Consider the following 11536-nt stretch of genomic DNA (forward strand, 5'->3'; position numbering starts at 1 on the left):
CCGGGTGGGACCCCGCGCGCGTGCGGGTGGCAAGTGAAATCGGTGGCGCTTTTCCGTCGAATTGCGTCGAACGCGGCACCGTTTCCTGGTGCGGACGGGTGAACGTTCGCCAACAGAGGTCGGGTTCACGGGAGTGAACGCCGCTTTTGCGAGGTTCCGGGGGCCGGTCGGCGCGGTTCCTGGTCACCGGTCGGGCCCGCGGCCCGCGCGCTCGCGGCGCTCGGCGTTCGGCCCAGCGCGCGACGCCGACCGGTGCACCGGCCGGTGGACTGCGGGCGAAGTCAGTCAAGGCTTTGTGGTCGAACCCTCTTTTCAGGCTGTTTCGATGCCGTTACAGTCCGAACCTGGGAGCGCTCCCAGAGGCGCTCCGCCCCTCGCAGCCCCGGAGGAACCGCCATGCGACGACGCATGAACGGCCACCCGCGCGGGACCCGGCCCATCCAGGCCGAGCCACCGACGCGACCGCCGAACCACCCCGCGCCGACGGCGGACTCCGGACGGTGAACTTCGGCACGGGCCGTTCTGCGCGCCCAGGCGACCCGTGCCGACCCCCACCTCCCGCCCGGCGGACCACCCCCGGACGAGCGGGCGGTCCGCCAGGGCGGTGAACCGCGCGCTCGACCCGCCCTCCGGTGAGCGGTCCGGTCACCCGGACCCGGCGCCCGGTCGTCCCCGGCCCCCGACCGGGGACGACCACGCCGCCGGGGGCCCGGCCCGCGCCCCGCGGTTCCGGCGCGCCGGAAACCGCCTCGCGCCACCGCGCTCCGGCCCGAGCACCACCAGGCCCCGCCGCGAGGCCGCGCCAGGGCGCCCGCCCGACCCCGAGCTCCGCCGCCCCGCCCCGAACTCCGCCAGCCCGGCGCCACCGCCCCACCCCGAGCACCGCCGCTCCGAGCACCACCTCTCCACCCCAGCACCACCGCCACCGCACCAAGCCAGCCCACGCACCGCCCCAAGCCCGCGGGTCAACGGCTGATCCGCGCAGGAGGAGGACGCATGAGGTACCGCACCAGAGCGGGGAGGTCCCGGCCGCTCGCCCTGACCGCCGCCGCGGTCGTCGCAGCCGGGATCGCGCCCGTAGTGGTAGCGCCGGTCGCCAACGCCGCGGTGACCTGCACGGTCAACTACCAGGTCACCAACGAGTGGAGCAACGGGTTCGGCGCGAGCGTCGCCGTCCGCAACCAGGGCGACGCCGTCGCCAACTGGCGCCTCACGTGGACCTTCCCCAGCGGCCAGACCGTGCAGCAGGGCTGGAACGGCACGTTCACCCAGTCGGGCAGCAAGGTCACCGTCGCCGCCCCGACCTGGTCGCCGAACCTGCCCAGCGGCGGCGAGGTCAGCGTCGGCTTCAACGGGACCAAGGGCGCCGCCAACGCCGCGCCCACGGACTTCGCCATCAACGGCACCCCGTGCACCGGCCCCAACACCGCCCCCACGGTGAGCCTGACCTCGCCCTCCTCCGGCGCGTCCTACGTGACCGGCACGGCGATCCCGCTGGCCGCCACGGCGGCGGACGCGGACGGCACGGTCGCCAAGGTCGACTTCCTGGCCGACGGCGCCGTCGTGGCCACCGACACCTCCGCCCCGTTCCAGGGCTCCTGGACCGGGGCGACCACCGGCGACCACACCATCACCGCCCGCGCCACGGACAACAAGGGCGCCACCGCCCTGTCCTCGCCGGTCGGCGTGAAGGTCCTGGCGGGGCAGGCGATCCTGGCCAGCCCCAACACGCTCAGCGTGAAGCAGGGGGCCACCGGCTCGTTCGGCGTCTCCCTGGCCACCGCGCCCAGCGGCCCGGTCACCGTCGCGGTCGCCCGCTCCGCGGGCAGCACCGACCTCACGGCGGGCCCGGCGACGCTGACCTTCAGCACCGCGAACTGGTCGACCAAGCAGAACGTCACGGTCACCTCCGCGGACAACGGCGGCGCCCTGGCCGAGGCCACGTTCACCGCCTCCGCCACCGGCATCACCTCGGCGTCCGTGGCGGTCAAGGAGATCTCACCGTCCACGACGGACTTCGACCAGGCGTTCCTCGACCAGTACGCCAAGATCCACGACCCGGCCAGCGGCTACTTCCGCGACTTCGGCGGCCTGAAGGTCCCCTACCACTCGGTGGAGACCCTGCTCGTCGAGGCCCCGGACCACGGCCACCAGACCACCTCCGAGGCGTTCAGCTACTACCTGTGGCTGGAGGCCAGCTACGCCCGCATCACCGGTGACTGGACCTCGTTCAAGTCCGCGTGGGCGTCGATGGAGAAGTTCGCCATCCCGGCCAAGGCCGACCAGCCCACCAACGACAAGTACAACCCCTCGAAGCCGGCCACCTACGCGCCGGAGAACCCGAGGATGGACCAGTACCCGGCGCAGCTCGACTCCAACGTCGCCTCGGGCAGCGACCCGATCGCGGCCGAGCTGAAGTCCGCGTACGGCACCGACGACATCTACGGGATGCACTGGCTGTTCGACGTCGACAACACCTACGGCTTCGGCCGCTGCGGCGACGGCACCGACACCGCGCCCGCGTACATCAACACCTACCAGCGCGGCTCGTCCGAGTCGGTGTGGGAGACCATCCCGCACTCCTCGTGCGACACGTTCAAGCACGGCGGCCCCAACGGGTTCCTCGACCTGTTCACCAAGGACGCCAGCTACGCCAAGCAGTGGAAGTACACCAACGCCCCCGACGCCGACGCGCGCGCGGTCCAGGTCGCGCTGCTGGCGCAGCAGTGGGCCACCGCGCAGGGCAAGGCGGGCGAGATCTCCTCGGAGATCGGCAAGGCCGCCAAGATGGGCGACTACCTGCGGTACGCCATGTTCGACAAGTACTTCAAGAAGATCGGCGGCTGCACCAGCCCGTCCTGCCCGGCGGGCTCCGGCAAGGACTCCGCGCACTACCTGATGTCCTGGTACTACGCGTGGGGCGGCGCGACCGACACGTCCGCCGGGTGGGCCTGGCGGATCGGCGACGGCGCCTCGCACCAGGGCTACCAGAACCCGCTCGCGGCCTACGCCCTCTCGCAGGTCGCCTCGCTCAAGCCCAAGTCGGCCACCGGCCAGCAGGACTGGGCCAAGTCGATGGACCGCCAGCTGGAGCTGCTGCAGTGGCTCCAGTCGACGGACGGCGGCATCGCCGGCGGCGTCACGAACTCGTGGGAGGGCCACTACGGCGCGCCGCCCAGCGGCACCCCGACCTTCTACGGCATGTTCTACGACGCCCACCCGGTGTGGCGCGACCCGCCGTCGAACCGCTGGTTCGGCTTCCAGGCGTGGCAGATGGAGCGCACCGCCTCGCTCTACCAGATGACCGGTGACGCCCGCGCCAAGAAGATCCTCGACAAGTGGGTCCCCTGGGCGCTGGCCAACACCACCGTCGGCGCGAACGGCGCGTTCCAGATCCCGTCCGACATGGACTGGACCGGCGCGCCCGACACCTGGAACCCGAGCAACCCCAGCGGGAACTCGGGCCTGCGGGTGAGCGTGCTCAACCACAGCCAGGACGTCGGCATCGCCGCGTCGCTCGCCAAGACGCTGCTGAACTACGCGGCCAAGTCCGGCAACGCCGCCGCCCGCACCACGGGCGAGGGCCTGCTGACCGCGCTGCTGTCCCACCAGGACGACAAGGGCATCGCGACCCCCGAGTCCCGCGCGGACTACAACCGGTTCGACGACACCTACGACTCGGCCTCCGGGTCCGGCGTCTACGTGCCGCCGGGCTGGACCGGGAAGATGCCCAACGGCGACACCATCAACCAGAGCTCCACGTTCCTGTCCATCCGCTCGATGTACCGGGACGACCCCGACTGGCCCAAGGTGCAGGCCTACCTGAACGGTGGTTCCGCGCCGACCTTCGAGTACCACAGGTTCTGGGCACAGGCCGAGATCGCGACCGCGTTCTCGCTGCACTCGGAGCTGTTCGGCTAACCGCACAACCGCAGGTCCAGGACACCCCCCGCGCCCATGGGCGCGGGGGGTGCCCGGCTTTCCGCGGCATTCGTCGAACGCGTTCGAATCGAATGCGTCGACCGGGAATTCGGGTGTTGACCACCGGTGGAGGCCGTGGCACATTTCTGACCACTTCACCCGCTGATGATCTGCCGGAAATGCCTGGCCGTTAAATCGAATCGATTCGACTTCGGGCGCAGGCGGTTCGACGTGTTCGACGAGAGGCGTGCCGTGGGCCAGTTCCCGTTCCGCGACCCCGACCTGCCGCTGCGCGACCGGGTCGCCGACCTGCTCTCCCGGCTCACCGAGCGGGAGAAGATCGCCCTGCTGCACCAGCGGCAGCCCGCGGTCCCGCGCCTCGGGCTCGCCGAGTTCCGCACCGGCCTGGAGGTCGTGCACGGCGTCGCGTGGCTCGGCGAGGCGACCGTCTTCCCGCAGCCGGTCGGGCTCGCCGCGGGCTGGGACGTCGAGCTGGTGCGCCGGGTCGGCGACGCGGCGGGCACCGAGGCGCGCGGGTTCCACGACCGCGACCCGCTCAACGGCCTCAACGTGTGGGCCCCGGTGGTGAACCCGCTGCGCGACCCGCGCTGGGGCCGCAACGAGGAGGGCTACTCCGAGGACCCGGTGCTCACCTCCGCGATGGGCACCGCGTTCGCGTCCGGCCTGCGCGGCGACCACCCGTTCTACCTCAAGACCGCGCCCACCCTGAAGCACTTCCTGGGCTACAACAACGAGACCGACCGCGACACCACCTCGTCCGACCTGCGCCCGCGCGTGCTGCACGAGTACGAGCTGCCCTGCTTCCGGGGGCCGGTCGAGGCGGGCGCGGCGGTCGCCGTCATGCCGTCCTACAACCTCGTCAACGGCCGCCCCGCGCACCTGAGCCCGCTGCTGGAGAGCGAGCTGCGCACCTGGCACCCGGACGGCGTCGCCGTCGTCAGCGACGCGTTCGCGCCGTCGAACATCGCCGGGTCGCAGGGCTTCCGCGCCACCCAGGCCGAGGGGCACGCCGCGATGCTGCTCGCGGGCGTGGACAACTGCACCGACCAGGGGCCCGACCCGGAGCTGACGATCACCGCCGTCACCGAGGCGCTGGAGCGGCGCCTGCTGCCCTTCGAGGTGGTGGAGCGCGCGGTGGGCCGGTTGCTGGCGCTGCGGTTCCGGCTCGGCGAGTTCGACCCGCCCGAGCGCAACCCGCACGCCGCCATCACGCAGGACGTCATCGGCTCGCACGACGACCTGGCGCTCGACGCCGCCCGCGCCGCGATCGTGCTGCTGCGCAACGAGGAGCAGGCGCTCCCGCTGCCGCGCGGCGTCCGGCTCGCGGTGCTCGGCACGCACGCCGACACCCTGTTCGAGGACTGGTACAGCGGAACCCTGCCGGACAGCGCCGTGACCGTCCTCAGCGGACTGTCCGAGTTCGCCCGGACCACCTTCGCCGAGGGCGTCGACCGGATCACCCTGCGCGGCGCCGACGGCCGCCACCTCGCCGTCGTCGACGGCCGCGTCGAGACCACCGCCGAACCCGGCGAGGGCTTCGACCGCTTCGACTGGGGCGACGGCGCCTGGACCCTCCGCGCCGCCGCCAACCGCCGGTTCCTCGGCGTCACCGAGGACGGCGACCTGGTCGCCGAGGCGCTCGCCCCCGGCGGCTGGGACGTCCGCGAGCTGTTCAGGCCCGAGGACACCCCCGAGGGGCTGCTCCTGCGGCACGCGGTCAGCGACCGGACCTACGGCCCGTTCACCGCCGAGGTGGTCCACGACGGCACGGCGCAGGCCGTCGCGCTCGCGCGGGAGGCCGACGTGGCCGTGGTCGTGGTCGGCAACGACCCGCACGTCAACGGCCGCGAGACCCAGGACCGCACCGGCCTGGACCTGCCGCAGCTCCCGCTCGTGCGGGCCGTCCGCGCCGCCAACCCGCGCACCGTCCTCGTGCTGGTCAGCAGCTACCCGTACGCGCTGGACGGCGAGGAGGACCACCTGCCCGCCGTCCTCTGGACCGCGCACGGCGGCCAGCGCCAGGGCACCGCCGTCGCCGAGGCCCTGTTCGGCGAGCTCAACCCGTCCGGCAGGCTCCCGCAGGCCTGGCCGCGCTCCGCCGCCGACCTGCCCGACCTGCTGGACTACGACATCATCCGCTCCGGCGGCACCTACCTGTACTCCACCGCCGAACCGCTGTTCTGCTTCGGCCACGGCCTGTCGTACACCACCTTCGACTACGGCGAACCGGCCTGGGACGGCGAGCGGGTCAGCGTCACCGTCACCAACACCGGCCGCGCGGCGGGCGCCGAGGTGGTCCAGCTGTACGCGGCCCGCCCCGACTCGGCGATCCGCCAGCCGCTGCGCAGGCTCCAGTCGTTCCGCCGCGTCGCCCTCGCGCCCGGCGAGTCCGCCGAGGTCGCCCTGCCCGCCGACGCGCTGTGGCACTGGGACGTGGTCCGGGGCCGCCGCTCGGTCGAGGCCGGGCCGTGCGTGCTGCTGGTCGGCCCGTCCAGCCGGGACGTCCGCGCCCGCCTCGAGGTCGAGCTGCCGGGGGAGGAGCCCGCGCCGCGCACCGGTCCGCTGCGCGCGGTCGACTTCGACCACCACAGCGGCGTGCGCCTGGTCGACGACGCCGTGGTCTTCCCCGCCGCGGGCGACTGGATCGCGTTCCACGAGGTCACCCCGTGGCCCTACGAGACCCCGGACGGCACCGAGCTGACCAGGGAGGGCGGCTCCACCGTCGTCGTCACCGCGCTGCGCGCGGGCGTCCGGGTGGAGCGGGTCCTCTGATGGTGACGATCGCCGACGTGGCCCGGCACGCCGGGGTCGCGCCCAGCACGGTCTCCTACGTCCTCACCGGCAGGCGCTCCATCTCGCCCGCGACCAGGGCCAGGGTCGAGGCCAGCGTCCGCGCCCTCGGCTACCACCCGCACGCGGGCGCCCGCTCGCTCGCCAGCAACCGGGCCAACGTGCTGGCGCTGGTCCTGCCGATGCGCGAGGGCATGAACCTGCCGGTGCTGATGCAGTTCGTCGTCGCGGTGGCGCACGCCGCCCGAGGCCACGAGCACGACGTGCTGCTGGTGACGGCGGACCAGGGCGCGGCCGGGCTGCGCCGGGTCGCGGGCAGCGCGCAGGTGGACGGGCTGCTGGTGATGGACGTGGAGATGCACGACGAGCGGGTGCCGGTGCTGCGGGAGCTGGAGCGGCCCTCGGTGCTGATCGGCTTCCCGGCCGACGCCGCCGGGCTGACCTGCGTGGACCTGGACTTCGCCGAGGCGGGCGCCCGCTGCGTCGACCACCTGGCCGACCTGGGGCACCGGTCGGTCGCCCTGGTGGGGGCGCCGCGCGCGGTCTACGAGCGCGACACCGGGTTCGCGCACCGCTGCATGGCCGGGTTCAGCGCGGCGGCGATGCGGCGCGGCATCTCCTCCACGACCCTGCCGACCGAGACCGACCACGGCTCGGTGCGGGCGGCGGTGACGGGCCTGCTGGACCGGCACCCCACGGTCACCGGGCTGGTCGTGCACAACGAGGCCGCGCTGCCGTCGGTCCTGGAGGCGTTGCGCGCCCTGGGCCGCGACGTGCCGGACGACATCGCGGTGGTCGCGATCTGCCCGGACGACCTGGCGGACCGCCTGTCCCCGGAGCTGACCTCGGTGCAGCTGCCCGCCGAGCAGCTCGGCCACCGGGCCGTGGAGCTGCTGATGGCGAAGCTGAACCGCGGCAGGGTGGCCCCGCTGACCCTGTTGCGGCCCCGCCTGGTCGAACGCGCCAGCACCGCCGCCCGCGCCGGGCGCCGGTGAGGACCACCCCATGCCCGCACCCGGCCGCGCGCCCCATGTCGAAGCGCTTCACCGCAGTGCGACGCACCGGGGAGCGCCACACCCAGGAGCGCCACACCGGGAAGCGCCACCTCCTCGCGGGGTGACACCAGCACCACTCCGCGACGCGCGCGCCGCCGTCCGCGCCGTCGAGCCCGCGCACCACACCCTGGCGGCACCCCTATCACCGACGCGAAGGGGCGTTGTTCGATGAATGTGTCCCGCAGGAGTTTCTTCGGCATGAGTGCGGCTGCCGGTGGCGCGCTGCTGGTCGGCTGCGGCGGGCCCGCGCCGCAGCAGGGCGGCGGCGGTGGCGCGCTCAACTCCGAGGAGCTGGCCAAGCTGCTCCCGGCCTACTCGCCCGTCGAGTACGCCAAGCCCGACCTGCCCGGCGTCAACGGGTCCAAGGCCGGCTACCTGAAGTTCCCCTCCACGCTGGTGGACGCGGTCAAGGAGAAGCCGCTCTCCGGCGGCGAGGTCACCGTCATGACCCCGACGTTCTGGCCGGTGCCGCCGGGCCTCGGGCAGAACTCCTACTACGACGCCGTGAACGAGCGGCTCGGCGGCACGGTCAAGTTCGAGCTGGTCGCCGGCGCGGACTACGCGCAGAAGCTCGCCGCCATGATGGCGGGCAGGCAGGTGCCCGAGCTGACCGTCATGCCCACCTTCACCGTGCCGCCCCGGTTCAGCGCGGGCGTCGGCGAGGTGTTCCGCGACATCGGGGGCCTCATCGCCGGGGACAAGGCCAAGGACTACCCGATGCTCGCGGGCATCCCCACCGCCGTGTGGGAGAACTGCGTCTACAACGGGAAGCTGTTCGCGGTGCCGTTCCCCGGCGACCTGTTCGCCGAGGCCACCTTCTACCGGCCCGAGCTGTTCCAGAGCCTGGGCGTCGACCCGCAGGTCAAGTCCTTCGCCGAGCTGAAGGACCTGTGCGCGAAGGTGAACGACCCGGCGGGCAACCGGTGGGCGGTCGGCGACATCTTCCGCACGCTCGTGCGCGCCCGCGGGGACAAGGGCGACTGGCAGCGCGACTCCTCCGGCAAGGTCGTCAACCACATCGAGACCCCCGAGTACGCCGCCGCCATCCGGGACATGCGCGAGCTGTTCGACGCCGGGTACGTGCACCCCGACGTGGTGGCGGGCAACTTCAGCCGACTCAAGGAGCTGTTCGCCTCCGGGCAGGTGCTGCTGCACCAGGACGGCGTCGGCGCCTGGCACGAGACCCTGGAGCAGCAGCGGCCGGTGAACCCGGACTTCCGGATGTCGGCGATCCTGCCGTTCGCCTCGGACGGCGGGAAGGCCACCTACCCGATCAGCAACCCGGTCTCCATGCTCACCCTGTTCCGCAAGGACCTCTCCGACGACCGGGTCAGGGAGCTGCTGCGGCTGTGCAACTTCGCCGCCGCGCCGTTCGGCACCAGCGAGCACTTCCTGCTGCGCTACGGCATCGAGGGCAAGCACAGCACCCGCAACGCCGAGGGCTCGCCGCAGTTGAACGCCCTGGGCGCCAAGGAGATCACCCTCACCTACGGGTTCATCTCCGGCCCCGCCGAGGCGTACGCGCACACCCAGTTCCCGGACTTCGTGCGCGAGGCCCACGCCTGGCACGCGGACGCCTACTCCAAGCAGGTCAAGCCGATCACGTTCGGCCTGCGCATCGAGGAGCCCGCCGAGCTGACCAAGCTGGGCAAGCAGTTCGAGGACCGCACCAACGACATCCTGCGCGGGCGCGCCAGCGCCAAGGACGCGGACGGCCTCGCCGAGGAGTGGCGCAAGGCGGGCGGCGACAAGCTGCGCGAGTTCTACGACAAGGTCCTCACCGATGCCGGGCGCTGACCTGATGACCCCACCGGAGGCGCGGCGCGGCGGGCACACCGCCGCCCGCCGCGCCCCCGCGTGGTCGCGCAAGCTGCGCCGCGACTGGCCGATGCTGCTCATGGTCGTGCCCGCCGCGCTGGTGCTCGTGGTGTTCCACTACGTGCCGCTGCTCGGCAACGTCGTGGCGTTCCAGGACTACTCGCCGTACACCGGCGTCCTGGCCAGCACGTGGACCGGCCTGTCGAACTTCGAGCGGATCGCGACCGACCCGAACTTCTGGGCCGCCACCGGCAACACGCTGCTGATCACCGCGTTCCAGCTGGTGTTCTACTTCCCGATCCCGATCGGGCTCGCGCTGCTGGTGCACAGCCTGCTGTCGCCCCGGCTGCGCCTGCTGGTGCAGAGCGTGGTGTACCTGCCGCACTTCTTCTCCTGGGTGCTTGTGATCACCCTGTTCCAGCAGATGCTGGGCGGCGCCGGTCTGCTCAACTCGTTCCTGCGCGCCAACGGCGCCACCACGTTCGACGTGATGACCGACCCCGACCTGTTCCTGGGGCTGGTCACCGCGCAGGCGGTGTGGAAGGACGCCGGGTGGGGCGCGATCGTGTTCCTGGCCGCGCTGGCGACCGTGGACGCCTCGCTGTACGAGGCCGCCGCCGTCGACGGGGCCGGGCGGTGGCGCAGGCTCTGGCACGTCACGCTGCCCGCGCTCGTGCCGGTGGTGGTGCTGCTGCTCATCCTGCGCCTCGGCGAGGCGCTGACCGTGGGCTTCGAGCAGTTCCTGCTGCAACGGGAAGCGGTCGGGCGGGAAGCCTCCGAAGTGCTCGACACGTACGTCTACTTCACCGGCGTGGTCAACTCCGACTTCTCCTACGCGGCGGCTGCCGGGCTGGTGAAGGGCGTGGTGGGGCTGGCGCTCGTGCTGGCGGCCAACAAGGTCGCGCACCTGGCGGGCGAGCAGGGGGTGTACTCCCGATGACGACCACGACCCCCGGCACGACCCCCGGCACGACCGGGCGCCCGACGGTCCACGCGGCGCGCGCCTCGGCGAAGCCGACCAGACCGGTGTGGGAGGAGCCGCCCTCCGCGCTCGGCCGGGCCGCCAAGGGCGTGCTGGTCGCGGTGATCCTGCTGGTGGTGCTGTTCCCGCTGTGGGTGGTGGTGCTGACCAGCCTGTCGACGCAGCAGGCCATCACCGCCGCGGGCGGGCTCGTCGTGGTGCCGGACGGCATCACGTTCGCCGCGTACCAGGAGCTGCTCACCGGCGGCGTGGTCACCCGCGCCGTGCTGGTCAGCGTGGGCATCACCGCGGTGGGCACGGCGTTCAGCACCGGCATCTCGCTGCTCGCCGCCTACGGCCTGTCCCGGCCCGGCACGTTCGCGCACCGGCCGCTGCTGTTCCTGGTGCTGCTGACGTTCCTGTTCGGGCCCGGCCTGATCCCCACCTACCTGCTGGTGCAGTCGCTGGGGATGCTGGACAGCTACTCGGCGCTGATCCTGCCCGGCGCGGTGTCGGCGTTCAACCTGGTGGTGCTGCGCTCGTTCTTCATGAACCTGCCCGGCGAGCTGATCGACAGCGCCCGCATCGACGGGGCCAGCGAGTTCGGCGTGCTCACCAGGATCGTGCTGCCGCTGTCGAAGGGCGTCACCGCCGTGGTCTCGCTGTTCTACGCGGTCGGCTACTGGAACGCGTTCTTCAACGCGTTCCTGTACCTGAACAGCACCGAGAAGTGGCCGCTGCAGCTGGTGCTGCGCACCTTCGTGCTCCAGGGGCAGCCGATCCCCGGCGTCACCCAGGGCGCGGAGACGGTCGGCGCCGGGGGTGGACTGGTGGCCACGCTCGCCATCAAGATGGCCGTCGTCGTGCTGGCGCTCGTCCCGGTCGCGGTGGTCTACCCGTTCGTGCAGAAGCACTTCACGAAGGGCGTGATCGTGGGGGCGGTCAAGGGGTGACGGTGGAAGCGGGGACG

6 protein-coding genes are annotated in these 11536 nt (G+C 72.5%); all 6 read left to right on the forward strand.

Annotation, left to right across the window (positions count from 1 at the left end; genetic code table 11):
• Window positions 1–996: 996 nt before the first annotated feature.
• The 6 genes from CNX65_RS11060 (at window position 997) to CNX65_RS11085 (ending at window position 11519) form a co-directional block, all read left to right on the forward strand.
• Window positions 997–3921 (forward strand): glycoside hydrolase family 48 protein, encoded by a 2925-nt coding sequence (locus CNX65_RS11060; protein ID WP_096492701.1) that lies wholly within the window; start codon window positions 997–999, stop codon window positions 3919–3921.
• 165 nt (window positions 3922–4086) lie between these two features.
• Entirely contained in the window at window positions 4087–6714 is a 2628-nt protein-coding gene (locus CNX65_RS11065; RefSeq protein ID WP_096492702.1) for a glycoside hydrolase family 3 C-terminal domain-containing protein, read from the forward strand.
• Window positions 6714–7727 (forward strand): LacI family DNA-binding transcriptional regulator, encoded by a 1014-nt coding sequence (locus CNX65_RS11070; protein WP_096492703.1) that lies wholly within the window; start codon window positions 6714–6716, stop codon window positions 7725–7727. The genes CNX65_RS11065 and CNX65_RS11070 overlap by 1 nt, the downstream gene beginning before the upstream one ends.
• Before the next feature lie 258 nt (window positions 7728–7985).
• Entirely contained in the window at window positions 7986–9584 is a 1599-nt protein-coding gene (locus CNX65_RS11075) for an extracellular solute-binding protein (protein ID WP_096492704.1), read from the forward strand.
• Window positions 9571–10545 (forward strand): ABC transporter permease, encoded by a 975-nt coding sequence (locus tag CNX65_RS11080; protein ID WP_096492705.1) that lies wholly within the window; start codon window positions 9571–9573, stop codon window positions 10543–10545. The genes CNX65_RS11075 and CNX65_RS11080 overlap by 14 nt, the downstream gene beginning before the upstream one ends.
• Window positions 10542–11519 carry a carbohydrate ABC transporter permease gene (locus CNX65_RS11085; protein ID WP_096492706.1) on the forward strand — a complete coding sequence of 326 codons (978 nt, stop codon included), beginning with the start codon at window positions 10542–10544 and terminating at the stop codon, window positions 11517–11519. The genes CNX65_RS11080 and CNX65_RS11085 overlap by 4 nt, the downstream gene beginning before the upstream one ends.
• Window positions 11520–11536 lie beyond the last annotated feature (17 nt).

It is taken from the genome of Actinosynnema pretiosum, from assembly GCF_002354875.1.
Lineage (GTDB): Bacteria > Actinomycetota > Actinomycetes > Mycobacteriales > Pseudonocardiaceae > Actinosynnema > Actinosynnema auranticum.

Coding starts and splice junctions, on each gene's coding strand:
- CNX65_RS11060 (WP_096492701.1), top strand. CDS start 997: ATGAGGTACCGCACCAGAGCGGGGAGGTCCCGGCCGCTCGCCCTGACC.
- CNX65_RS11065 (WP_096492702.1), top strand. CDS start 4,087: ATGATCTGCCGGAAATGCCTGGCCGTTAAATCGAATCGATTCGACTTC.
- CNX65_RS11070 (WP_096492703.1), top strand. CDS start 6,714: ATGGTGACGATCGCCGACGTGGCCCGGCACGCCGGGGTCGCGCCCAGC.
- CNX65_RS11075 (WP_096492704.1), top strand. CDS start 7,986: ATGAGTGCGGCTGCCGGTGGCGCGCTGCTGGTCGGCTGCGGCGGGCCC.
- CNX65_RS11080 (WP_096492705.1), top strand. CDS start 9,571: ATGCCGGGCGCTGACCTGATGACCCCACCGGAGGCGCGGCGCGGCGGG.
- CNX65_RS11085 (WP_096492706.1), top strand. CDS start 10,542: ATGACGACCACGACCCCCGGCACGACCCCCGGCACGACCGGGCGCCCG.